Here is a 24,097-nt window from a genome sequence, read left to right on the forward strand (position 1 = left end):
TATTAACATTTTTCCGATTGCGATCAACCCGCTGGATTGGGTTCGGCCCAACTGAATTGTTTCAGCTGAAATTACGAAATAATGGGTCCGGACCGACCGCGCCCAATCGTCCAGCTGATGCCGTCGCCCCGCATGACGCCCGACAAGGGTTTGCCAAGCTGCTGTTCGAGCACAGGCCGCCACGGCACTAAAGTGAAGTCGCGCGACCGTTCGATGACGGCGAACCGGCCGCTGACGAGATCGACCGGTTTGCGATAGATGCCTTCGACGCGGGTCCCCTCTGCGCTTTCCGAAAACGGGCGCTGCAGTTCGTCGGCAAGCTGGCCGGACACGCGCAGCAATTCACGGCGCTGGAGGGTCGCCAGCAGGCCACCGGCGGGACCCGCCGCGCCAGCCATTTCATCCCCCAGCCCCTGTGCGATCAGCCACTGGCGACGGCGCGCCTGCGTGTCGCGAACGTCCTGCCCGAAGCCGGCCTCGCGCAAAGGCACGGGGTCATTCGCGACGGCCTCGCGATCGAGCCAGGTTGCGGCATCGGCATCATGCAGCCGGTCGAGCGGTACGGGCGACAGGACTTTGATCCCGACCGGGCGGTCGCGCAGACGGTCGGTTTGCCAGCTTCGCACCCGATCAAGATGGTCTGGCGCGATCGTCCATTGCCCAGAGGCATCACGGGTGACGCCGCCCCCGCCCCGGCGCATCGCTTCGAGCCGCCGGACATGCGTCTCGGCAAACGCTTCGGTCGCACCCGGATCATGGCGCAAATGCGCGTCGATGTCGTAGTGACCGCCATTGGCGGCAGCGACCTCGGCAATCGTTCGATCGACGGCGCGTACGGCCGCGCTCAGCGGATCGATCCGGACGATCGCGCCGGTCGCCAGCTGTTCGAGGTTCTCGCCCTTGCCGATCGCGACATAATGACTGCGCCCGTCGGTCGCATCGACGATCAGATAATGGCGGTCGTTGAACTCGTCGGCGAAGCCGCGTGCCACCATCCGCCCGACCAATGGTTGCGCCTCGCTCGAAGCGGGGTCGTAAATGACGCGGTCGGCCATCGGACGGTTTAAATGCACGCGGGTAAAGTCGCGCTGCATCATGCGAATAATGTCGCCGCGCTCGCCCATCCCGCGCAGCGTATCGTCGAGCCCTTCGGCGAGGCGGTAGCGCCCTGCCCCGATCGGTTCGGCGAGATCCATCTCCGCGAGTCTATTCAACCGTCCGGTCCGGATCGCCTGGTCGAAGCCGTCACGACCGCTTGCCGCAACGACACGATCCTCGCCGATCCCGCGGAGCAGCGCGCGATCGATCGAGGTCAGCCGTTCCTGCGTGACTTCGGCGCGTAGCGCGATCTCGATCTCGCGCGCCGATCGCGGCCCCAGGTCGAGATCGACGAGCTCGGCGGCGCGCTCGCGCAATCCTCCGGTCAGATACTCGCGGGCGATGACCAGATCCTTCCCGCGTTCGTCGACGCCGCGGACGACGATATGGCTGTGCGGATGGCCGGTGTTAAAGTGATCGACCGCGACCCAGTCGAGCCTGGTGCCGAGGTCTTCCTCGGCGCGCTCCATCAGGCGCCGCGTCAGCGGTTTGAGGTCGTCATAGTCAGAACCGTCTTCAGCTGAAACGATAAAGCGGAACTGGTGCCGGTCACCATTACCGCGCGCACGGAATTCAGCGCCATCGATCGCATCGCTGTCACGCCCGTACAATGTGCCGGGTTCGCCTTCGCGGGTCGTGCCGTCGCGCTGGAGATAGCGCAGGTGTGCCGCCGCTGCGCTGACACCCCTGCCCGCGAGCTTGACGATGCGCGCCTTGACGATAACGCGCCGCCGCCCGAATGCCGCCCCGTCACCGCGCCTGGCCAGCACGCGCCCGGTGCCGCCGCCGCGTCCGATCCGGCTGCCGGTGAACGTGCGCGACGATGCTAGACCGGGCCCGCCGCCACGCGCGAGATTGGTGCTCCTGAGAATGCGCCCGAGCGCGCTGCGCGACCGCTTTCCGCCGAGCGATCTTTGCCGTCCGAGATGCGGCTCGAAACTATCGTCGTCGTCAGCCATCGCCGTTTTCTGCGCCGTTGAGCCCCGAGAATGCCGTGCCACCGCGTCCATGAAAACCGGTGTCGCCGAGCGTCGCGGAAACCCGCCGTTTTCAGTGCAAGCAACACCGGTCCCAAGAAGACAGTGCCGCCGAAACTTCCTAAAAACGATGTGCAGGCAACAGCTTACGGCACGAGCAGTGTCGTTGCTTTATCTTGCCTTACGCCGCCCACTTTCCAAAGCTGGTCTCTCCACCCTCTACGCCCCTCCCCGCTCCCCCTCACCCCAGGCCGAAAACGCAAAGAATAGGCCGAAGCACCACGCTAGTTGCGCGCTGCTCCGGCCTCGAATTGTCGATCAATGCGCCGTCACCATCGCCGCCTGCGCCGCTTTCGCCGTCCCGAATGACCGGCATCCAAGCATCCCGTGCGCTTCGCCGTCGCCATCCACGATCATCGTGGCCATGAACCAGTCACCGTCCAATTGCCCGCAGATCGCCACCCGATCCAGCAGAAATTCGCTGTCCTCGAGGCTCTCGTATGTGCCGAGCCAGCGTTCCTCGACCCGTGTTTCCCAGCGAAAATCGACGTCCTCGGCCTCCAGAAACTGCTGCGCCAGCCCTGCGCCGGGTCCCCGCCCGAATTCGATTTCGAGCCCTGCAATCAACGTTGCCAGCACGCGATCCTGAATGTCTGCACCTGCCTGAATTAATGTCATGATACCCTCCGAAAAATGCGTTCCCATCAGCGAGAACATCATTCGCCGGGTGGTCGCCGGGGCGTCTGTCAGGGCTGCCGGAGCGCCTGCGCGGAGGCACCGCGCAGCGGCGGTGGAGGAACCGATTTTGTCGGCGGGAACGCTGCACTGGCGAGTTGACGACCACGCCGTGTCCCGCCGTCAAAATTGGAGGCGCCGCCGGCCTTGCACAGACGTCCCGGCGGCCACCATCATGGGAGGGCCGAGACGACCCCTCTCTCCGATCGGATACCCTGTTCCTTGCCGCGCCTTCGACAGGGAAAATGTCTCTCAATGCGGCGGCAAGGTCACAAAAAGCATGTCTTGTTGTGTCGCGGCAAGCGGGCCGGAACGGCGGTCTGGCCGGTCATTTCGCACGGCAAACAGGGTATTTACCGGTGTCGGTTGCTCGTTCTGCGGAACGACAGTTCGGTCTCCAGCCACCTCGGCCAGATAGGCCCGCGTTTCGCCCGGGAGCGTGCCCGCGCCCCTGAGATAGGCGGCATAGCGCCCCGGCCCGGCATTATAGGCCGCGAACAATCCGGGGTAGCCGAAGCGGTCAAACATTGCGCGCAGATAGGCGGTGCCCGCGATGATATTGTCGTGCGGATCATGTGGATCGAGCCCGAGCGCCAAACCAGTCCGCATCTCGTTCCAGGTCGCGGGCATCAGCTGCATCAGCCCCAGCGCCCCGGCGCGCGATACCGTTGGGCGTCCGTCCAGCATGGTGTTGCCGCCGCTTTCGGCGCGCATGACGCGGGCAATCCACGGCGTCGGAATGCCGAACCGCAGCGAGGCCTCGGCGATGATCGGCTGCCACCGGTCGATAGGATCGGCCTCCGCCCGGGTGACGAAGATCGCTATCGCGATGACCATGCCACCTTTCAGCGCACCCATAACGGTGTCGCCTTTCCGATGAGGTCTTGGGGACCGGTGGGCCCGAAATAGCGTCCGTCGAACGAGCCTGCCGCCTTCGTCATCAGCAGGAACACAGTGCCCCGGTGCAGAGTGATGCAGCCGGTCCACTGCGGCATGGAACGTCCTTGTGCATCACGACTGCGCCGGATCGCCACCAACCGGTCATCGATGCTGATCGCATCTCCCCCGGCGCAAATCCGGTCACCCGAAACGGCAACGATGCGCTTCACCAGCGGCACCCCGCGTGGCAGATAGTGTCGTCGCGCAGCAAGATCGCGCATCGTCGAAGGTGGCCACGCGATGACCAAGTCGCCGCGTCTGGGCGTGGTGATCGCGGTGACGGCATAGAGACCGACAGGAGCGCTGGCGCTGGCATTCCAGACCAGTCGCGGGCGCGGGTGATCGACGATCGTGGCCACGACGGCGGCGATGCCAAGACCGATGCCGATCACGAAAAGACATCGACGGGCTGGCTTGCGCGCGTGTCGTTTATTGCCTGGCTGAGCCCACACGGAAGAAGCAGCGCGCGACGTCTCAGCGCGCTCAGCCATGCTGGCCACCACGCATATGCGCCTTCGACCACGCCTCGATATCGTCGATATGATAGCGCCACGTCGTGCCGTGCAACCGGCAGCGAGGGCCCCGTCCGCGCTCACGCATGCTCTTGAGCGTCAGATAGGCGATGCCGAGATGGTACGCGGTCTGTTTTGCGGTGAGGAACGGGCAGGTTTCGCGCGCCTTCTGCGCGCGCACGGCGGTGTCGTCAGTCTCCATGAAAGCCTCCGGCGGTCACGCGGTCGCCCCGGTGGCACCGCGTTGCTCCCGGAATGTCGCCGTTGCGCCACGTTCGGGAGGGTCGTTGATCGACCCCCTCGAGAACGACCCTCCGTCGCCGAAACGAAGAAGAACCCCGCGCGCCCGGTCACGAGCGCGCGGGGGCCAGGCGGTCAGTCAGCGGGGTTCCAGATGATCGCGAAGGCATCGTCGTCATCCTGGCCGGCAGCGCGACCGAGGTTGGCGTAGAGCCGCCGGGGGCCGAATTCGGGGGCGGCGAGCGACAGCGAGACATAGTCCTTGCCGCTCAGTTCGCCGCGCCGCAGCCAGCCTGCGCCGACCTCGACACCACCTGCCGACACGCGATAGTCGGGCTGGGTATCGCCCGATTTGCGGGGGTTGGGAACGATCTCGATCTCCGTGCGGATCGAGAGCGTCTTGAGCTGGCCCTTGTAGGCATTTCCTTCGCGGGTCACATAACCGATTGCGGGCATGGTAAGTCTCCTTGAGTGCTCGCCCCGACCGATTCCGAGGCGATGGGCAGACCGAAGACCGGTCGCAGAAGGCGGTCCGAACCGACAGGCTGGAGCGCAGCGGAGGACCGGAGCCGAAGGCTTATTTGGAGCTTTAGCGCCCGCGAGGAGCCGCCCAGGGGCGGCGGGGAAATAAGCCTTCGGCGATGGTTTCGAACTGGCGGCGACCGGTCAGGACATGCCCAAACGACCTCGAAACGGACGGGTGCTTGCCCACGGAGACGCCATGCGCTGCACCGGTTTGTCCACGAAGAATGTGACGGAAAGGGCCATGGCGCAGGACGTTTCCGAAGCCACGCCGGACGCGAGACGGCACCGGAACCCCTTGCACGTCGGGTTACGCCTGACCGCACGCGCTGATTGTCATCGGGCGGCATCGCGACGGCGCAGCGTCCCGGCGTGGCGCGGTGAACTGGGCGGCAAGACAGGGGTGTTTCGCGCGTTCGATCGCTGCCCCGAAGCCTCGAACCCTAGCGGCGGCTGATGACCAGCTTGGTGCCGCCGCACAGCGAACAGACGTCCTTGCGACGCTCAAACCCGTTCGACCCGGCCAGCTCGCGCGTCTTGTGATTGGCGTGCTGGCGCACGCTCAAGTCCAGCTTTTCGGCGATGCAATCGTCGCAGACGGGTTCGGGCGACAGGCGCACGACGAAGCGTTCGACGTCGTCCAATACAGCCATGGTCGTGAACGCCCCCTGGGCAACGCCCGTGCCCGAAACCACCCGAAACGTCCACCCGTGATCCACCGCAGTCTTTTTATATCGGCCGATTCCGTTCGGAAGTCGGGCTGCCAGCGACCGGCGTCAGGCGGTCGTCCGCCGCGCCCCGGCCCATCGCAGTGGGCCGGGGCACGGCGCGATTTTCAGGGGACAAAACGGAAGTGCGGCACCTGAAAATCGGCGGCGGCGAAGTGCGCGAGGATGGCGTGATAGCTCCCAAGCCGCTCAGCGGTGTTCCGGGTTATGACGGTAAATTCCTCTTCGTCGGCGGCATAGAGCGTCACGTCGCCGCTGCCGGTGAACACCGCGCGTTCGGGTCCGAACTGACCGGGGTAGCCGCCCGCCCAGCGCACGAACGGCAAGCCATGCTCGATACAAAAGCCTTCGAGGTCGTCCAATCGCCCCCATGCCACTTCGTGCGCAAACAGTGTGAGCGGGCCGTCGTCGGGGAATTGGGTGAAGTCGAAATCGGGACCGTCCCATTCGAGCGACAGCCCCTGATCGACGATGACATCGACGATTTTGCGGCGCTGGTTTTCGGCAAGATCACCGCCAATGCGACAAGAGACTGAAACACGGTCGGCCATGATACTATCTCCTTGGTCGCCGCGCCGTCGACGCTTGCGGCGGCGGCGCGGCAGATTTTAACGTGGGAAAAAATGGGGAGCGGCGTCTGCCGCTCCCCCTCAGGTTTACGCTGCCAGCGGCACTGGATCGCCGTCGTCATCATCGTCGCACAGCGCGACCGCGCCAGCGGGAGCGGCGGGATCGGGGTCGTCGTCGCCCTCATTCTCCACCCGGTATCGCGCGGCTCGATCTGTGCCACTTCATTCGCTGCAACGGTCGTTGGGGCACCGCGCGCGGTGTAGGCGGTCGGCGGGAAGGTCATCCAGCGCGGCAACCACCCGGTCACGGGATCACGCCCGTTCTCGCCGTCGAGATGGTCGTGGACGATGCGTTTGAGCGTCTTGGTTTTCTCACCCGCATTAGCTGTTGCAACGGTTTCGCCTGCAACCTCGGCGACGATCCGCGTCAGCACTTGCCTATCGCGTAGCAGGTCGAGAAATGCCGCATCCGCGCGCCAGTAGCGCGCCATATCGACGCCAAGGTGAAGCCCGACCGCCTCGACCGCCTCGCTGCCGCTCGCCAAAGTTTCGCCCATGACGATGGCGATGATCTCGACGACGAGCGCGTCGGGAAGATCGGTCAGGCGGTGAAACAGCGCGACGAGCGTGTCGTCACCGTTGCCGCCGGTCACCGTCGGGGCATCTTCGTCAAAGCCGAGCACCGCCAGAACCGCACGGCGGCGCTGGTCGAATTCGGCCTCCGCGGGTGCATTGTCGAGGCTGTCGCGGACATCGTCATTGCCGGTCCGCTGCGGCTCGGTCCGCACCGTCCACAGCGGCGATCCGGCGATGACATGGGCGAGCATCAATCGCAGCGCGACGCCGGTATACGCGGTCAGTGCGGCGCGCACGGCGGCGTGGCGATGCAGATCGACATAGGTTTTCATCGTGATCGTCATTTCGGGGCGCACGACCTTGGGAGCGGTGCCGTTATCCCCGCCTTTGGCGATCCGCTGCGCCTCTTTCCGCGAAATATAGCCTTCGTGGATCGTCACCTCGCCGGTCGAGCGCACCGCGATATAGACGCGCCCGCCTTTCCGTTTTCCGGCCTTTTCATATTCCCATGTCGAGAAATGTGCCGATGGCGGGATGATGATCGCATCGGCCCAGCCATCCTCGATCAGCGTCGCGCGGCGCATCTCGATAGCGTCGTTCTGGCATGGCCAGAAAGCCTCCGGGTCGGCAAAATAGCGGTCCTCGCCGAACAGGTCGGCGACGGTCGCCAGCCCGCGCGCCTCAACGTCGAACAGCGCATATTTGACCGGAATCGATGCGCCGCCGCACAGCCACGATTTCAACTGATAGCCGGTCGGCAGATAGGCATTATCGTCGTCGGCGAGCGCCAGCCACGCCTTTTGCTGGCTCTTGCTCGCCATCGTCAGATGCCGGACGGTGGCTGCGTCGATCTCCTGTTTCCGATACAGATCGCGGATGCGCGGCAACAGGTTGCCGAGTGCCAGAACGCGCCGGATGGCGAGGTCGGGCAGACCGAAGGTCACGCCGATGTCCTCGACGCTGCGGCCTTCCTTGACCAGTCGGGTGAAGACTTCCCAGCGGGTGACCTCGTCGGGATCGAGCCGCGCCATGTTCTCGATCATCGACGCCTCGACGGCGTCGGCATCGTCACCGTCGTCGAGGATTGCACACGGCAGGACGGCGGTTTCGGTGTCGTCGGTGCCGCCATCGAGGCCGGTCACGCGTTCGGCCTCGACGATTTTGGCGGCATGAAAACGGCGGCTTCCGGCGACGATTTCATAGCCGTCGGGCGCACAGTTCGGACGCACAATGATCGGCTGGAGAACGCCGCGCGACCGCACGGTCGGCAAGATATCGGATACGTCGGGTGCTTTCTTGCCGTAGCGCATATTGGTTTTGCTGACAGACAGCTTGTCGAGCGGAATAAATTGTAGTTTCATTGGTCTGCTCCTTGGAGTGGCCGGTCCCGTTTCATACTTCCCGTAGGGTGCGGGGCCGGTTCTGGTCTGCGGCGAAACGCGCCGCTGCGTCCGCCACCGCTCGGACCTGAGCGGTGGCAAGCGGGTCAGGGTACGGCACGGCTGGCATCGGCCAGCAGCGCAGCAGCCCCCATGATCGAACCGGCACGGCGCGCGCTGTCGGCCCAGACTGACAGCGGCTCCGTGCTCGTGAAAAAAAGATCGCGCTCGATGCACAGCCCGAACGGCAGGCGAGTGCCCTCGATTTCCGAAAGGCTGAAACTGCCCATCTCGGGACAGCCAAAACCCAAGTCGGCCAGACCGAATAGCGTGTCGCCGTCGGCGTCGAGTTCGGTGACGAGCCATGTCGCCGCGCCCATTGGATTGAACAGTTTGGCGAGCGGGGCGGGGTCGTGGCCCGGAGCACCACGCGCGGCGGCGGCCCCGTTCATGCGCAGGTCGAAGGCGAGTGCGGGGGTCAGCAGTTTCATGCTCCCGCTCCCTCATTCTGGGCAGCGTCTTCGCTGTCGCTGTGGGTGTCGATCTCGATCTCGCCATCGCCATCGCCATCGGCATCGGCATCGGGATCGGCATTTTGGGCGGCTTCATGGCGCGCGAGCAGCCAGTCGGCGGCCTTGGTCGCGGCGCTGGCGGCACGGAAGATCGCGCGATTGTCTTCGCGCAACACGTCGAGCCATGCCGCGATATAATCGACATGGCGCACGGTCGGTACGATGCCGAGCGACGCGCACAGGAACGCCGATCCCATTTCGGCGATCAGTTCCTCGCGCGCATAGTCCTTGCTGCCAAAGCCGCCCGCAAACGAGCGGTCGAGCCGCGAGTCGTGGCCAGTGGCGTGGGTCAGTTCGTGCAGACAGGTCCGGTAATAATTGACCTGATCGTAGAACGCCGGTTGCGGCGGCACCTGCACGAAATCGTGTGACGGCACGTAAAAAGCGCGGGGTCCGCCGATACGAAAATCGACGCCGCTGGCGGCAATGACGCTTTCGGCAACGGGCACGATCTCACGCTCGGGCAAGGGGGCCGGGTCAGGCGCAAGCCCCGACCGCAGTCCTTCGCACTGCGCGACGTTGAACACGGTGAAGCGCTTAAGGAACGACACTGCCTTGGCATCACCGCCGCTTTCGACCGCGCGCGCCTTTTCACTCTCGGAAACGAAGCGGTCGGCATAAACGACGGTGGTACCGCGTTCGCCCTTGCGCACCGACCCACCCGCTTCGAGCGCCTGCTTGAAGGTCAGCCAGCTTTGCGACGGGTATCCGTTTTCGATCACAGCCCCCCACAGAATGAGGATATTGACCCCCGAATAGCGCCGCGCGGTCAGCGCATTGCGCGGGAGGGCGGGACCGGTGCCGCCCGCCTGTCCCCAAGGCTGCACCCACGGCACGCGCCCGGATTCGAGATCGGCGATGATCTGCGCGGTGACGGCATCATAAAGATTGGTGCGGATCGCTTCGGGTGCGGCGTCCTGCAACGCATCGGCCCGCCTGCGCGACGACCGCCGATTGCGCGCGGGTGGTCGCCCCGGCGACGGGCTGTCGCCGTGCGCATTGGTACGCGGAGTCGCTTCGCTCGCACGCTGTCCGCCGGTGCCAAGGGTGGTGATCTGATCCATGACTTGCCTCCTGCCCCGCCCCAAACCTCGCAAGGCCGCCCCGGATAGCGGGGGTGGGCGGCACCTTGCGACCGAAGAGGCCCGCCGCGAGTGGCCCCGGCACCCAACGGGCCGCAACGTGAGTGGAGGAGCCGGGCGCAGCCCGGCTTGCAGGGGACGCGGGCGGGCCTAGCAGGGAGCGCCGCCCACCCGCGCTCGTCCGGGAAAGGCTCGAACAACGCCGCCGCGCCAGCGGCGACCACAAGGGGGTCGACAGGCCCCGCGCCATGCGATCGTTACCGATAAGGACGAGACCCGGTTCGGGGCTCGGCGGCGAAGCCGTAGAGCGCGGTCGCGCCCGCGGCGCGAGGCGTCAGACGCTCTGATAAATTATATAAACCACGAGCAGACCGCCAATACGGTGAGACCGCCCTCGCTGCGCCTAAACGCTACCGCCTGTCATCAAGCCGGTAAAAGAAGCCGTCGCCTTGTCAGCGCATTAGCCCACCACGAGGTTCGGAAGCCGAAACAGTGGCGAAGTCAGGGACTTGCATCGCAAGAATAGCCAAGTACACTCAAGGCCGCGCCGTAGACATTCGGCGTCGAGGCGTGAGAACCTTGATCGAAGATAAGACTGTTCCTCTTGGCTTTGAGGCCGGGTGGCCGACGCCATGTCCAGGCCGTTCACGGCTAAAAGCGTCGGCGCATGCTCGATCATGTTCTCAACACCCGGCTCAACCAGCCGGCGCGTCTTGTCACCGGGATGCGAGAGCAATGGCGGAACAGAACGGACCAGCAGTCACCAACCGGGTGACGCTCGACGACTACGAGGCACTCCCGCGACCGAACCGCGCCGTCCCGGTCGTTAGGCCCCACACACCGCTTGCCGAGCGCGACCCTTTACCGCCCGAAAGCGACAGAGTGGAAACGCCGACCTCAGCAGGCCTCGGCCAGCTTTACCGCGAACACAGCACGCGGCTGCGACGGTATTTCATGGTACGCAGCTCTCGCGTCGATGCCGACGATCTCGTCCAGGAAACCTTCGCCCGTCTGGCGGGGGTAACGGCGCGGACAGCGGTCGCGATCGATCAGCCGCGCGCCTATGTGAACAGAATCGCCAACAATCTGATCACCGAGCAGGCGCGTTTTGCCGCGCGGCGTTCGGCCGCGCTGCATGTCAGCGATGACGACGTCCAGCTCACCGGGGTCGATCCGGTCGCGCTTCTCGAATCGCGGGATAGGCTGCAGCGGCTTGAAAGGGCTATGGCGGCCATGAAACCGGCGACTCGCGAGATTTTCATGGCGCATCGTCTCGATGGCGATACCTATCGCGACATTGCCGCGCGGACCGGGCGCAGTATCAAGGGTATCGAAAAACAGATGGGCAAGGCACTGTACATTATCAACCGCGCGATGCGGAACGGCTGAACCGCATGTTCGGCCTCGGAGACCGGCGTGCGCGGATCGCGGCGCGATGGGTTGCGCGCATGGCCAATGAAAGCGCCGCCTTCGATCGCGCGGCGTTCGAGCGCTGGCGAACGGATAGCCCGGCCAATGCCCGTGCGTTCGATGAGGCCAGAACGAGCTGGGGTCTCGACCTGCCGGTCGCAGCGACGCGCTATGCCTATGACCGGGATGAAGCGACGCATCGAGGCCGGAGTGCACACTGGCCGATACGCGCGGCGTTCGCCGCGCTCGTCATCGCGCTGATCGGCGGGATCGGCATGGGATGGTCCGGTTTCGGACCGATACGCCGCCCCGCGCAAACGACCAACCAAGTCTCGCAAATCGCGACGGCACCGAATGAAGTGCGCCGGTTTCGCCTTCACGACGGTTCGATGGTGCTGCTCGGTGCCGGCTCGGTGCTCCAGATCGCTATTGCCCCCAACATGCGCAGCCTGACGCTTCGCCGTGGCCATGCGCGGTTCGACGTCGCGCATGATCCGAACCGGCCGTTTCAGGTCCACGCCGGCAACGGCATCGTCACCGCGCATGGTACGATCTTCGACGTGCGGCTGCTGCCACAGGGCGTGCGCGTCGTCCTGCTGCGCGGTGCGATCGACGTCGAGCGGACCCTGGCAGCAAGGCCGACCGGCGACGTGCGTCGCCTGATGCCGGGACAGAGCCTGATGGTGCCCGTTGCAGGAACGCTCGGACCGGTACAGACTGCGGGACGAGGGGATACCCGGACCGTAGCGATGGTCTCGTTCGACCGAACACCGCTCGCCCGGGCAATCGCGCTGTTCAATGCGCGCAACCGGGTCCAGATCGCTTTCGATGGCAGCCGTGTGCAGGCACCGCTGGTTACCGGCGGTTTCAACATCACCAATCCGCAAGGCTTTGCCGACATGCTCGCGTCGATGTTCGACCTCGCGCTTACGTACCGCAGCGACGGCGCGATTTTGCTGACCAAAAAACCTTGAAATAAAGCTGCATAAAAAAGGGGGGTGATCGACCTCTCCGTCATCTTTCGCCCGTTGACGCCGATTTCACGGCGGCGCGCAGGGGACGACAATGACTTACCGACTTTACGCCAGCCTGTTCTGCTCGACGGCAGGTCTTGCGACCGCCACCATGGCGCTGCCAGCCTACGCCCAAGCACCACACGACGTCGTCTATAATCTGCCCGCGCAGGCGCTGGGCGATACGCTCAAGGCCATCGCACTCTCGTCGGGCACGAATATTCTCGCCGCCGGTGGCACGGTCGAGGGCATAACAGCCCCTGCCCTTGCCGGCCGGTATTCGGTGGCGCAGGCCCTGGCTCTCACGCTTAAGGGCACGGGATTGCATGCGCGGACGATGGCCTCGGGGATTGCAGTCGAAAGCGACGGCGCGGCAACAAATGGGGAAAGCGATTCAAAAAAGGACGCCGACAGCGCATCGATCGTCGTCACCGGATCGCGCATCCGCGGCGCGCCGGTTGCCGCCCCGGTCATCACGCTGAGTGAAAACAGCATCCGCAATGCAGGGCAAGCGAGTCTCGGCGAGGTGGTCCGCTCGATCCCGCAGAGTTTCGGCGGCGGCCAGCAGCCTGGTATCGGTTACAATGTTCCGGCCGCCAGCGGCGTCGATATCGGCGGCGGGTCCTCGATCAACCTGCGGGGCCTTGGCAGCGATGCGACACTGACATTGCTCAACGGCCACCGTGTTTCGTACAGTTCGTCGCGCCAGAGCGTCGATGTCTCGACGATTCCGCTCAGCGCCATCGACCGGCTCGAGATCGTCCCCGATGGCGCCTCGGCGATCTACGGTTCCGATGCGGTCGCAGGCGTCGCCAATATCATTCTCAAGCGCGATTATCAGGGACTGGAAACGCGGGCACGGCTTGGCGGATCGACCGACGGCGGGAACTTTTCCCAGCAATATGGTGTGCTGACCGGGGCACGGTGGACCGGTGGCGGCTTCGCGCTGGCCTATGAGTATAACAGCAACAGCCTGATCACGTCGAACGACCGTTCCTATGCGCGCGACGCGACGCCGGGCTTGACGCTGTTTCCGTCGCTCAAAAGCCATTCGGCGCTGCTGACCTTCCACCAGGCGCTGACGCCCTCACTGACGTTCAGTCTCGATGCGCTCTACAGCCAGCGTCACGAGAATTCGATCTTCCCGATCGATTTCGGGGGCGATATCGTCACCGCACATGCCGAAGCGCCGGCGCGGTCGCGCGCCTTTGCGATCGCACCCGCGCTCGACTGGACGGTCAGCCGAACCTGGCACCTCACGCTCAGCGCTACCTATGCCGCTGACCGCTCGGATTACCGCACCGACATATTCACGGGGACTGTCCGCGACGACAGCAAGGATAGCTGCTATTGCAACAAGGGCCAGTCGGTCGAATTGGGTGGCGCGGGCAGTCTGGCGACGATGCCGGCGGGGGACATCAAGGCGGCGTTCGGCGTCGGTTATCGCAACAACGACTTCAAAAGTCTCGGTGAACCCGACGACCCGCAGAATATCATCCGGTCGCAGGACAGCCGCTACGCGTTTGGCGAGCTGGCACTGCCGGTCGTTTCGCCGGGTCAGGGCGTACGCGGGATCGACCGCCTCGACCTGTCGGCAGCGGTCCGCTACGAACGCTATCCGGGGATCGGCAGTGTGGCGACCCCGAAGTTCGGAATGATCTACGCGCCATCGGGAAGTTTCGATGTCAAGGCGAGCTGGGGAAAATCCTACCGTGCGCCCACGCTCAGACAGCAATATCAGCCACCCGCGGTCCAGCTGTTTCGCGCCACCGCGCTCGGCGGCACAGGCTATCCTGCCGGCGCGACGGTGCTGTACGTGGTCGGTGGCAAGCCCGATCTGAGACCCGAACGCGCAACGAGCTGGTCGGCGACGCTCGCGATCCATCCGCCGGCGCTCGCCGGGGCCCGGCTCGAAATCAGCTATTTCGACACGCGCTATCGCGACCGGATCGTGACGCCAATCGCCAGTATCTCGGGGGCGCTCAGCAACCCGCAATATGCGCCGCAGATCGGTTATGCCCCGAGCGCGGCGCAGCTCGCCGCGCTGATCGCCAATGCCACGGCATTTTTCAACGCAAGCGGGGCCGCCTATGATCCGGCGAACGTCGTTGCGATTGCCGATAACAGCCAGGTCAATGCCGGACGGCAGCAGATTCATGGCATCGACGCGCTGCTCGACGTTCCCATAACGCTGGGCGCAGAAAGGACGCTCGATCTGGTGGCGAACGCGAGCTATCTCAAGAGCAAACAACAGATCAGTGTCACGCAGCCGGTCACCCAGCTGGCCGGCACGATTTTCAACCCGCCGCACGTCCGGGCGCGTGGCGGGGCCAGCTGGAGCGACAAGGCCCTGACGCTGTCGGCGTTCTACAGTTATGCGGGCAGCGTCCGCGACAACCGGACAGCGGCGAACACAAAACTTGAACCGAACACGTCGTTCGACCTGACTGCGCGCTATCGCACGCCCGCATCGGCAGGAGCGTTCAGCGGGCTCGACGTGACGCTGGCAGTGCAGAACCTGTTCAACGACAAGCCCAGCGCCATACCGGTGTCGCTGTTCTTGCTGGCGCCTTACGACAGCACCAACGGATCGCCGATCGGCAGGTTCGTGAGCCTGACGGTGGCCAAGAAATGGTAAGGGCACGCCTGCGCGCCGTCGCGACCGCGGTCCTGATCGCGCGCTGCGGCATCCCCGCAGCACAGGCCGCCTGCGCACCACCGCCCGACGCGAATGCCAGCAGTCCCGCGCGCGACGTCACAACCATGGATATCGCCCGGCTGCGCGACATCGGGCTTCCCGACGGCTCGCTGTTCGGCATGCCCAGCCCCCTGGCGATATCGCCCGACGGGCGGCGCGTGGCCTTTCTGGTCAACCAGGGCGACCCCGCGACCGACAGCTATTGCCGGATGCTGATGGTGGCCGACATCGCCGCGCCCGCCATCCCGCGCATCGTCGACCGTGGTGGCGAGCTCATCAGGATCGTGAATCTTGACGACGGACTCTTCTACGAAGACGGCTTCCCCGACGTCGTCACGCCGGCCTGGTCACCCGACGGTCGATCGATCGGCTATCTGCGGCGCGATCACGGGATCACCCAGGTGTGGCGGGTCGGTGCCGATGGCGGCGCGGCCGCGCCCGTGACCAACGGCGCGGCGGGGATCACCGACTGGGCCTGGCTTTCAAACGAGGCCATCGTCGTCGCGAGCCGGCCCGGCCTTGTGGCCGAGCGGGCACGCATCGAGGCCGAAGGCCGGACCGGTTGGCTCTATGACGAGCGGGTCACCCCCCAGGTGAGCGCCCGGCCACAGGCTGGCAGGGACGCGGCCCGACGGTTCGAGGTCGTGGCGCTCACCTACGGGGCGCGCCATGCCGCCACACCGGTCGAACGCGCAGCGCTGGCGCCCGAACGCGTTAGTGGCAATCCGAACAATCCCGACATGACCGGTCCCGGCGGCTGGCGCGCGTGGGTGGCACCGAGCGACGTGTCACCGGTCAGCCCGCTGCGCATCCACCTCGCCGACGCGAATCATCGCGAGCGACCCTGCACCGCGCCGCAATGTTCCGGGAGGATCGTCCAGATTTTCTGGGGCACCGACGGGCGCAGTCTGGTCTATCTGCGCCGCGAAGGCTTTGCCAACATGCAGATGGCCTTTTATCGCTGGGGTCCCGCAAGCGGCGCACCGCAGCGTCTCGGCGTCACCAGCGACGTGCTGCATGGCTGCCTGCCCCATGGCGCACTATTCCTGTGTACGCGCGAGACCTCGACGGTCCCGCGCCAGATCGCGCTGATCGATCCCGCCACCGCTGCGGCGGCAACGGTCTACGACCCCAATCCCGAATTCGCCACGCTCAGGCTCGGCAAGGTCGAGCGACTGACCTGGCGCAACAACATCGGCTTGCCGGCATGGGGTGATCTCGTCCTGCCGCCCGCCGCGAAGTCCAGCGACCGGCTGCCGCTCATCGTCGTGCAATACAACAGCACCGGCTTCCTGCGCGGCGGGACCGGCGATGAATATCCGATCTTCGCGCTCGCCGCGCATGGCTTTGCCGTGCTGAGCCTCGAAAAGACACCGAATGTTGCGCGCGCGTTTCCGAAGCTCAAAACCTACGACGCGATCAATGCGGCAAGCGTGAAGGACTGGGCCGAGCGGCGCAACCAGCTTTCGTCGATCCTGACCGGGGTCGCCCTGGCCGTGAAAACCGGCACCATCGATCCGAAGCGGATCGGCATTACCGGGCTGAGTGACGGCTCGTCGAGCGTGCGGTTTGCTTTGGTCAACAGTCGCGTGTTTGCCGCCGCTGCCATCAGCACGTGCTGCGTCGAGCCGAAAACGGCGATGACCTATGGGGGGCTTGTCTGGGCCAGGTTCAATCGCGCGCTGGGCTTTCCGCTCGCAACGCAGAATGGCGAATCTTATTGGAAGCCATATTCAATGGCGCTCAACGCCAGCGTTATGGACACGCCGATCCTGATGCAGCTGGCCGATGACGAGCTCCTGCTGAGCCTCGAAACGTTCACCGCGCTGCGCGAAAATCACAAACCCGTCGAACTCTATGCGTTCCCCGACGAACATCATAACAAATGGCACCCGGCGCACCGGCTGGCGATCTATGACCGGGTCATCGACTGGTTCGATTTCTGGCTGCGCGACACGGTCGATCCCGACGCCGCGAAGACTGCGCAATATGTCCGCTGGCGCGCGCTGCGCGCATTGCAGCCGCGCGCTGCGGACTCAGGCCTGCCCGCCGCCGTGCCATGACCGCGCCCATGCCTCGACATCGACGAGATCCATCAGCGCGGCGTTGTCCTTCGCTTTCCGGATATGGGCCGGCGACAAGGCCAGGCCGATGGCCGCACAATCGAGCAGGCCGTGACGGGCAAGCAAACCGTCGATCAGAAGGTCGCGGATCTGCGCGCGATTGGTTTCAATCAAGGTAATGACGAAACCGTCGGGCGTGCCCTTGTCGCGGCGGTCGACGATCGCGGGCGGCAACGTGCTCCGAAACGCGTCGCGCGCAATGACGCGATTGTGGCCGTTGCGCGTCCAGCACCAGCTCGGCACGCGCAGGCAGGCTTCGGCGACCGGTTGCGTCACCAGCGGTGACACGGTTGGTATCGGCGACCGCGGATCGCTGCTTTCCACGAGGCTCTGCACCGACGCCAGCAAGGCAAGATGGGCCGCACTGCCGGGGAGCGCGCCCTCGGGCGCAATCAGCCATGGATGCTCCGCGCCAGCCAGGCCGTCCGCCTTACCCTGGACCGAGAGGAATTTCGAAGCGAGCGGCCAGCGGAAGGCTGGACCGCGGGTCCAGACGCGGATGAACGCGCGGCGCGCCACTTCGAAGGTGCTGGTCTGCGCCGCAATCCCGACCGAGCGCGCCGTCGCCCAGAAGGGACCGCCTCCGCCATCGGGATGAAGACAGTCGGCAACCGGCGCCGCCGACTGGAGCGAACAGAACATCTGATCGCCGCCGCCGCCATCGAAGATCGCAGTCGCGCCGTGATCGCGCGCCACGCGTGTTGCGATGCGCAGGCTTGCCTGGGCAAAGCTGCGCACCGATGGACGTGGCAGTCCCGCCGCATCGGAATGACCGATGTCGATTAGGCTCGGATCGCGATCGGCTTCGATGAGCGGAATGCCAAGGTGCCGGGCCACGCTGCGCGCGTGATCGCGCTCGTCGCCGCTGCGATCGCGCGTCACCAGCGTGAGGGCAACGGTGGGGCGTGCGGCGCCTGCCAGGCACGCGGCGACGATCGAGGAGTCGAGGCCCCCCGAAAGTTTGAGCAGAACCGAGTCATGCTGGCTGGCGCGTGCCCGTACGGATGTCTGGACAGCACCGCGGACGCGCATCACCGCATCAGACCGATCGGTCAGGTGCCGGGTCGGGTGAGCGAAGGTCCATGGCGACCAGAGCGTTTCGATCGTCGGTGCCCCGCTGTCGAGCCGCATTCGCTCGCCGCCCGCCAGTTCGTCGATGCCAGCGAGGCAGGTCGTCCGGCCCCCGAGATCGGGCTTGGTGAGATGGCGCGCGACCATCGGCCACGCAATGGCGGGGTCATACCCCGCCAGCGTGACCAGCAGGTCGATGTCGGACGCGACGAAAACGCCGCTCCTGTTGGTCAGGACATAGCAGGGAAGATCACCGAGCGGGGCGCGAATGATATCGATCCGACCGGTATCGTCTGTGTCGAGAATGGCGACATAGGCACCCCAATGGGCGCGTATCAGCCATTCGCCGTGGCTGGCGACGATCGACCGCTGGGTCTCGGTGTCGACGGCGGTCATTGGCTCGTTTCGGCCACGCCGAAAGACCAGGCCAACGAGTACCCCTTCGTTCCCGATGGCGATCGCGGCATCACGCTCACAGAGGACGCTCGTGCGCGTGCCGAAGCGATGGGCCTCGAATCCCGTGAGCCTGCCAATGGCGCTGGCGCTTGCCCTCTCCCAGGCGCTGCGGCCCTCGGTGCTCGATGCGACCAGCGCGATGTAGCGATAACTGGTCACAGGACGAGGATCGGCGTGAAAGGCGCAATGGCACCGAGATGGTCGCTGACGAGCAGATCGTCGTGCTGGATCCAGCAATGCGCTTCGAACGGTCGCAGCTTCACGCCCAGGACGAGGTCAGGAACGATGCCATCGGCGATCATCGCGCGCGCTAGCGCGATCGAACGCGGTAGGCAGCGATCGAGCGACGAGACCAGACGATCGACGTGGCTGAAGGCGACCGCGTGGCGCGCGGCGCAGCCCGTCACGGCGGTTGCGACCGTGTGCCGCTTGGCTTTTGTGACGCTCGCCAGTACCCGCTCGAGCGAGCGTACGCGCAAGTCGACGATCGTGCGACCCAGCATGGCCACTGCGGCCAGCGTCATCAGGCGGCGCGGTTCGGAGTCCGGGAAAGAGTCTCGATCGGATCGCGGCGTGCGCGGTGCCTTGCAATAACCCGGACGCGCATCGCCAGGCGCTGAGCATAGTATGCCGCGCGCGACCAGACCCTCCAGCCTGCCGGCATCGCCCGGCTCGGGCTCCGCTGCATCGACGAGCCGCCTGAACGTGGCATCGATCGCAGGAGACAGGGCAAAATAGCGATCGGCAGCGACATCGAGAAATACGCGTTGTCCGCCGGCATCGCATACGCTCAGGTTTGGTGGGAGGATGTAGGTCATGGCGCGCCTCACGGCGTACGGACGCTGTCCGCACGCCGCTTGTGCATTCAGTCTTCGGACAGGCCGGCGACTGGGATACGCTTGTTTTCATCGACACCCTGGCCGAGTGGCCCTTTGGTTTCGATCGTGGCGGTGCCAAGTTCGATCACGTCTTCAATGCGTTCCATGACTGTTTCCTTTGACTGCTGCGAAAGTGCAGCCAGGAAAATCTGAGCCCAGCGCATCGATATCCCAAGTTTATACGAACTTTATTTGGCGATTGTTTGGCGGCGTGATCGGTCGATGCACCGCTTCACAAAGAATCCATAACAATCAGCGGGATGAAACCATCAAGGTCGGTTGGCGACATCGACCGATTGGCAGAAATTTCGCTCAGCGCCGATAATGGACGCGGACGATTTCTGCCGCTTTGCGCTGCCGTCTGCGGTGATAGGGGACGAGAAGCTGACGAAGCGCACGCGACTCACGTGCCGCGAGCGCGGTGCGCAACGCACGAAGCTCGCTGCCGGGATCCTCGATAAGGCTCGCCTCGGCCATCCGGATCGGCTGCAGGCGATCATTGAGAATTTCAAGCGCGGGACGGTGTTCTGCGTTCGACGACATCTGGCCAATGGTGAGACAAAGCGCAGCCATCTGCGACGCCGTGTCGCCCGCAAACGCATCGGGTTCCACGAAAGCGCTGTCCGACCGATCGACGGTACGCGGCCAGGACCGCAAAGCCAGCGACAGCACCCCGAGATTCCAGGCATAAAGGTCGACGAGCGCGGGTGCATCGATCTGGACCACATGAAACCCCTCGCCCGTGCCGACATCGACCAGACCGCGACCGGCAAGCAGATGAAGCGCATCGCGCACCGGCGTGATGCTCGTGGCGAGATCACGGGCGAGGATGGACGGATCGAGACGCTGGCCCGGACCGTAAACGCGGGTCAGCAGGCGATGCCGGAGCACGTCGTAAACGCGCTCCGATGTCGGCCCCGAATTCACGACGTTTGCCTCTGCTCCGCCAGAAAGGCTTCGAGCTGAGTCTGTTGATCGGGTCGCAGAGCATCGATCGCGCCCAGCGGTTCGTCTGGCTCCCCGTGCAATAGGACCGAAGGGCATTGTCCCTCGTAATTGCCAAAATTGGGTCGATGTTGTTGATAGCCGACGAGCGCCGCCAGCGAGGGCGTAAACGTGCGGGCGACATCGGGCGGATAAGCGAGCCACTGGTTTTCGTAAGGTTTGAGCCACCCCAGCGAATAGCCAATCACCACGCCACGGCGGACATCTCGGCTGATGTTGCGCCCCGCGCCATGCAGCGTCGAGCCCAGAAACAGCAGCGCCGAACCGGGCGACATTTCGGCAGCAACGGGCTGCATGGCCGGTTCGGCATCGAGCGCATGAACACCGTGCGAGCCCGGCCAGATCATCGTTGCGCCATTGTCAGCGGAGAAAGCGCTGAGCGGCCAGATGATATTGACGAGATATTCGGTTTCGCCGACGGGCGCGCGCCACATATCATGGTCACGGTGCGGCAGTTGTGCGGGCGCTTGCGGATGGACGGCGATAGCCTGGGCAACGTTGAGCTGGATCCGGTCGCAGAACGGCGCGAGGATGTTCTCAACCACGGCGAGAATAAGCGGGTGCTCGACGAGCGCGTCGGCATGCGCCGAACGTGCAAGCAGCCGCCCAAAGCGTTTTGTCGTCTCGCCATAGAAGCCGCCGGTTCCAAACGGCGTCGTCGCAAAGGCATCCGACAGGTCGCGGTCGAGAGCGGCGATTTTCGCGCGCGGAAGAACGTCGGTCACAATGCAATAGCCCTGCGCGCGCAAGAGCGCTGCCGTTTGATCGACATCGACAGAATTGATCTCGGTCTTGACGATATCCCCTCAGGCTGCAACGCGGTTGTCGCGCGGCAACGTGGTGGACATGGACCGGATGCCGGCGGCATCGAGTAATCCGGGCGTTGCGCTGTCGATGGTGATGGCGAGCGCGGCGATGGTTTTGGTGCCGTCGCTGTGCGGCAGGCCAAGGGGCCTGCAGTCCCAGCCGAAGGCGAGAATCTGCGAATACCAGCCCATCTCGGCAATTGCGGTATAGGTCGTGATGTCATTGACCAGCGCATGACCGACGATCGCATTGACCAGCGTATCGCGCACGGTTCGCCGGTCCCGTGCGTTCAGCGACCGATCGAGGCAAAAGCGCGTGATCTCGTAGATGGTCTCGCCTCGGGGTGCCGGCACTTCGCAGAGCTCGGGGAAAATGTCGCCAAGGATATGCTCGCGTGTCGTCGGCAGCAGCCGTGCCGACGCCATGTGTGCGTCATTCTCGTCCGTCAGGACGAGATAGCTGGCATGCTGATCATCGAACTGGTCGATCTCGTACAGACCGGCAAGCACAGGCACGTCCCACTTCAGCAGGTCGATAAACACGCTTTTACGTGCGGCGAACATGCCCCGCAAAATGTGATCGGGAACGCCCCCGTGTGTCGAATGGAGAATGTGCAGCATGGTCGTTTAACCTCTCGTTTGGAGAGGCAAAAGATCGGGGGGTTCGGATTGCGGCGCTATTCCCTGAACAGGGAATATCAATAGGGTTCGAAATCGAGAAAGCTGAGCGTCCCATCGCGCAGTGCATGGATGATGACCAGGATCCGCTTCCCCACTCCATATTTTTTACGGGCATCTTTGAAATGGCGCGCAACCGTGTCTTCCTTGAGGTCAAGAATGCGACTGGTATCCCAGTCGCTTTTGCCACGCCCGCCCCAGACCACGATTTCGCGCTGCCTCCCGGTCAGGCGAGGCTTGCCCGTGCTGATCGGCCGGATTTCCCAGAGCCTGCGGGCACACTGAAACGCCGCGAGACCGACCAGTTGTGCTACCGGAAGCATGTCGACCGGCATGGCAACGCCGACACCATTGGCAAATGTGCAGGACCCCATCGGCTCGCCGGGGATATTGTTGGGCACGGTATAACCGTTGCCGAGGCCCTTTGCGGCCCCGAGCTCGAACATGCGGTTGTCGTTAGCCGTGAGTGGCATCAGCCCGGCAATGTTCGACCAGACAAAGCCCTCGTTGGTCATGTGACTGGCACGATGGACCGGATCGACCAGGCCAAGCGCGTTGGCGTCGTAATATTCGACCCAGTCCGCGGGATAATTGTGCAGCCGGATCGCCTTGCCACCAACGAGCAGTATATCGGCATGGTGGATGAGGGCGAAAAAGGCAAAGCCCATGCTGATGCTGACGTCGAGCAAGGCGGCGTACAATTCATCGGAGGTGGTCGCCGCCCGCGTCAGTTGCGAGAACGCATCAGCTATCGCCAGTCTGGACATCGCATTTCATTTCGATCCAGGGCCGTCGCTCGACCGACGCAAGTTCCCGTAATCGCCTTTCCCCGGTTGGTCTCACGATGCTCCTTGTCTCACCAAAGAGTCTCGCGATGGTGCCTGATATTGCCGTCTGAACTTAGCCCGAAACGACTTACGCAGATAAACGACCGACGAATACTTGAGCTGCTCGAACCCCCTGGAAGCAGATCGGTTCCGTCCGCATGATTACCAACTGGGAAAATGCTGATCAATACCAACGTCTTCTGGGGATAGATCGGGCCGGTCTGATGTGGGAATGGCTTCGCCGCGACCCTGCCTACATCGCCTGGCATCGCCGTGCGACGCGCGCGATGCGCGACGGAGCGGTCAGCGCGACACCGTCATACGGCGACATCGCCGACTGGGGGCTGCACTTTCGCGGAAAATCCGGCACGCGCTGCCCCCGAAGCCTGCATCATCTGGCGTGCCGAACTCGATCCGGAGACGATGCCCGTCATCGCCGAGGCCAGTGACGATAGGGATCCGGAAAGGCTCGATCCCGCCATGCTGGCTCCGTGGCTCACGATTGCGAGGGATGCGATGGCGGTCGAGCACGCGGTTTTGAGCGACGGCTGGCAGCGAATTAGGCTCGATGTTACACACGGGAGCCTCGCTGCGGGACACCCCGTTCACCTGCACTATCTGCTGAATGGAACAGTCAGTGCCGAAGCGAGACTGTGGCCGCTGCGCCGCCTCCTCCACTTCCACCGACACAGGGTATTCGATCCCGCCCTGTACCCGCACAATCGATCGATCGCTTATGCGCTTACCGTGCTCCGCGTGCACGACGCCACCGTGGCGGGCGCGAGCCACAGGGATATAGCCCGCGCACTTTTTGGAAATAATGTCGTCGCTTGCGACTGGAATTCAAGTTCGGATTTCCTGCGATCGCGTGTCAGGCGATTTGTTGCCAATGCACGCCGCATGAACAGCGGCGCCTTTAAGACGCTCCTGACCAAAGACTATCCCGCCGAGGCGCTTCGGTGAGACAAAAACCTGGCCATGTCAGTTGGATGGAGAACGAAGTATTTCATATAACCTCCCACCATGCCCTCTTCACGGCTAGGATCGTAGACGGGGATCAATCAGACTTCGGGTTCCATTTCACCGGTGATCCCGGCGAGCCACTCCTTTTCTTCTTCGAGCCGCTGGGCAACGAGCAGGAACATGACGATGGAGGGGATTTTTGATGTTCATCTTCGGGCTTCAATGGCAAGTGCGCGCGAC

General features: G+C 64.3%; 25 protein-coding genes. 7 read left to right on the plus strand and 18 right to left on the minus strand.

Annotated features, from left to right (window positions below):
* Positions 1 to 71: 71 nt before the first annotated feature.
* From rlxS to D3Y57_RS01805, 6 genes are all read right to left on the minus strand, one after another.
* Complete coding sequence (gene rlxS / locus D3Y57_RS01780) at positions 72 to 2,057, minus strand: relaxase/mobilization nuclease RlxS (protein WP_121152048.1); 1,986 nt, start codon at positions 2,055 to 2,057, stop codon at positions 72 to 74.
* Positions 2,058 to 2,393: 336 nt separating this feature from the next.
* Positions 2,394 to 2,753, minus strand: a complete 360-nt coding sequence (locus D3Y57_RS01785) for a hypothetical protein (RefSeq protein WP_121152050.1) — start codon at positions 2,751 to 2,753, stop codon at positions 2,394 to 2,396.
* Positions 2,754 to 3,062: 309 nt separating this feature from the next.
* Complete coding sequence (locus D3Y57_RS01790; protein WP_121150809.1) at positions 3,063 to 3,668, minus strand: lytic transglycosylase domain-containing protein; 606 nt, start codon at positions 3,666 to 3,668, stop codon at positions 3,063 to 3,065.
* Positions 3,656 to 4,141 (minus strand): S26 family signal peptidase, encoded by a 486-nt coding sequence (locus D3Y57_RS01795; protein WP_162986877.1) that lies wholly within the window; start codon positions 4,139 to 4,141, stop codon positions 3,656 to 3,658. Before D3Y57_RS01795 ends, D3Y57_RS01790 begins: the two co-directional genes overlap by 13 nt.
* Before the next feature lie 91 nt (positions 4,142 to 4,232).
* Positions 4,233 to 4,463: a helix-turn-helix transcriptional regulator gene (locus tag D3Y57_RS01800; protein WP_121150813.1), complete on the minus strand. Its 231-nt coding sequence runs from the start codon at positions 4,461 to 4,463 to the stop codon at positions 4,233 to 4,235.
* 173 nt (positions 4,464 to 4,636) lie between these two features.
* Complete coding sequence (locus tag D3Y57_RS01805) at positions 4,637 to 4,957, minus strand: DUF736 domain-containing protein (RefSeq protein ID WP_121150815.1); 321 nt, start codon at positions 4,955 to 4,957, stop codon at positions 4,637 to 4,639.
* 310 nt (positions 4,958 to 5,267) lie between these two features.
* Here D3Y57_RS01805 and D3Y57_RS01810 point away from each other — a divergent pair, with 310 nt between their 5' ends.
* Entirely contained in the window at positions 5,268 to 5,480 is a 213-nt protein-coding gene (locus D3Y57_RS01810; RefSeq protein WP_162986878.1) for a hypothetical protein, read from the plus strand.
* On the opposite strand, the gene D3Y57_RS01815 is transcribed toward D3Y57_RS01810, so the two are convergent.
* The 5 genes from D3Y57_RS01815 to D3Y57_RS01835 all read right to left on the minus strand — a co-directional run bounded on the left by D3Y57_RS01815 (position 5,467) and on the right by D3Y57_RS01835 (position 9,911).
* Positions 5,467 to 5,742, minus strand: coding sequence for a hypothetical protein (locus D3Y57_RS01815; RefSeq protein ID WP_239025788.1), 276 nt, complete (start codon positions 5,740 to 5,742; stop codon positions 5,467 to 5,469). The genes D3Y57_RS01810 and D3Y57_RS01815 overlap by 14 nt on opposite strands.
* A gap of 116 nt (positions 5,743 to 5,858) precedes the next feature.
* Complete coding sequence (locus D3Y57_RS20620) at positions 5,859 to 5,999, minus strand: hypothetical protein (RefSeq protein ID WP_239025789.1); 141 nt, start codon at positions 5,997 to 5,999, stop codon at positions 5,859 to 5,861.
* Positions 5,996 to 8,257, minus strand: coding sequence for a ParB/RepB/Spo0J family partition protein (locus D3Y57_RS01825; protein WP_347400368.1), 2,262 nt, complete (start codon positions 8,255 to 8,257; stop codon positions 5,996 to 5,998). Before D3Y57_RS01825 ends, D3Y57_RS20620 begins: the two co-directional genes overlap by 4 nt.
* 125 nt (positions 8,258 to 8,382) lie before the next feature.
* Positions 8,383 to 8,766 carry a DUF2958 domain-containing protein gene (locus D3Y57_RS01830; RefSeq protein WP_121150821.1) on the minus strand — a complete coding sequence of 128 codons (384 nt, stop codon included), beginning with the start codon at positions 8,764 to 8,766 and terminating at the stop codon, positions 8,383 to 8,385.
* On the minus strand, positions 8,763 to 9,911 hold the full coding sequence (locus D3Y57_RS01835; RefSeq protein ID WP_121150824.1) for an ArdC family protein: 1,149 nt from the start codon (positions 9,909 to 9,911) through the stop codon (positions 8,763 to 8,765). The genes D3Y57_RS01830 and D3Y57_RS01835 overlap by 4 nt, the downstream gene beginning before the upstream one ends.
* A gap of 753 nt (positions 9,912 to 10,664) precedes the next feature.
* Between D3Y57_RS01835 and D3Y57_RS01840 the strand changes: the two genes are divergently transcribed.
* The 4 genes from D3Y57_RS01840 to D3Y57_RS01855 all read left to right on the plus strand — a co-directional run bounded on the left by D3Y57_RS01840 (position 10,665) and on the right by D3Y57_RS01855 (position 17,113).
* Positions 10,665 to 11,318, plus strand: coding sequence for an RNA polymerase sigma factor (locus D3Y57_RS01840; protein WP_121150826.1), 654 nt, complete (start codon positions 10,665 to 10,667; stop codon positions 11,316 to 11,318).
* 5 nt (positions 11,319 to 11,323) lie between these two features.
* Entirely contained in the window at positions 11,324 to 12,313 is a 990-nt protein-coding gene (locus D3Y57_RS01845) for a FecR family protein (protein WP_121150828.1), read from the plus strand.
* A 91-nt stretch (positions 12,314 to 12,404) separates the two neighbouring features.
* The gene (locus D3Y57_RS01850; RefSeq protein WP_121150830.1) at positions 12,405 to 14,990 is read left to right on the plus strand and encodes a TonB-dependent receptor; all 2,586 of its coding nucleotides are present in this window, start codon (positions 12,405 to 12,407) and stop codon (positions 14,988 to 14,990) included.
* Positions 14,984 to 17,113 (plus strand): Atxe2 family lasso peptide isopeptidase, encoded by a 2,130-nt coding sequence (locus tag D3Y57_RS01855; protein ID WP_121150832.1) that lies wholly within the window; start codon positions 14,984 to 14,986, stop codon positions 17,111 to 17,113. Before D3Y57_RS01850 ends, D3Y57_RS01855 begins: the two co-directional genes overlap by 7 nt.
* Here the strand turns inward: D3Y57_RS01855 and D3Y57_RS01860 are convergent.
* The 7 genes from D3Y57_RS01860 to D3Y57_RS01890 all read right to left on the minus strand — a co-directional run bounded on the left by D3Y57_RS01860 (position 17,087) and on the right by D3Y57_RS01890 (position 22,834).
* A complete protein-coding gene (locus D3Y57_RS01860; protein ID WP_121150834.1) occupies positions 17,087 to 18,859 on the minus strand; it encodes an asparagine synthase-related protein in 1,773 nt (590 codons plus the stop codon). The two genes, D3Y57_RS01855 and D3Y57_RS01860, sit on opposite strands and share 27 nt — an antisense overlap.
* Entirely contained in the window at positions 18,856 to 19,518 is a 663-nt protein-coding gene (locus D3Y57_RS01865) for a lasso peptide biosynthesis B2 protein (RefSeq protein ID WP_162986879.1), read from the minus strand. Before D3Y57_RS01865 ends, D3Y57_RS01860 begins: the two co-directional genes overlap by 4 nt.
* Positions 19,519 to 19,565: 47 nt before the next feature.
* Complete coding sequence (locus D3Y57_RS01870) at positions 19,566 to 19,685, minus strand: benenodin family lasso peptide (RefSeq protein ID WP_121152054.1); 120 nt, start codon at positions 19,683 to 19,685, stop codon at positions 19,566 to 19,568.
* Between the two features lie 205 nt (positions 19,686 to 19,890).
* The gene (locus D3Y57_RS01875) at positions 19,891 to 20,505 is read right to left on the minus strand and encodes a GntR family transcriptional regulator (protein WP_162986880.1); all 615 of its coding nucleotides are present in this window, start codon (positions 20,503 to 20,505) and stop codon (positions 19,891 to 19,893) included.
* Positions 20,502 to 21,308: a phytanoyl-CoA dioxygenase family protein gene (locus tag D3Y57_RS01880; protein ID WP_239025790.1), complete on the minus strand. Its 807-nt coding sequence runs from the start codon at positions 21,306 to 21,308 to the stop codon at positions 20,502 to 20,504. Before D3Y57_RS01880 ends, D3Y57_RS01875 begins: the two co-directional genes overlap by 4 nt.
* A gap of 81 nt (positions 21,309 to 21,389) precedes the next feature.
* Positions 21,390 to 22,010 carry an acyl-homoserine-lactone synthase gene (locus D3Y57_RS01885; RefSeq protein ID WP_121150842.1) on the minus strand — a complete coding sequence of 207 codons (621 nt, stop codon included), beginning with the start codon at positions 22,008 to 22,010 and terminating at the stop codon, positions 21,390 to 21,392.
* A gap of 77 nt (positions 22,011 to 22,087) precedes the next feature.
* On the minus strand, positions 22,088 to 22,834 hold the full coding sequence (locus D3Y57_RS01890; RefSeq protein WP_121150844.1) for a helix-turn-helix transcriptional regulator: 747 nt from the start codon (positions 22,832 to 22,834) through the stop codon (positions 22,088 to 22,090).
* Positions 22,835 to 23,118: 284 nt separating this feature from the next.
* Between D3Y57_RS01890 and D3Y57_RS21485 the strand changes: the two genes are divergently transcribed.
* Positions 23,119 to 23,343, plus strand: a complete 225-nt coding sequence (locus D3Y57_RS21485; RefSeq protein WP_430738993.1) for a transcriptional regulator domain-containing protein — start codon at positions 23,119 to 23,121, stop codon at positions 23,341 to 23,343.
* A gap of 67 nt (positions 23,344 to 23,410) precedes the next feature.
* Positions 23,411 to 23,857, plus strand: a complete 447-nt coding sequence (locus tag D3Y57_RS21490; protein ID WP_430738994.1) for a DNA -binding domain-containing protein — start codon at positions 23,411 to 23,413, stop codon at positions 23,855 to 23,857.
* The last annotated feature ends 240 nt before the right edge of the window (positions 23,858 to 24,097 follow it).

This window comes from Sphingomonas paeninsulae, from assembly GCF_003660165.1.
GTDB classification, from domain to species: Bacteria; Pseudomonadota; Alphaproteobacteria; order Sphingomonadales; family Sphingomonadaceae; genus Sphingomonas_O; species Sphingomonas_O paeninsulae.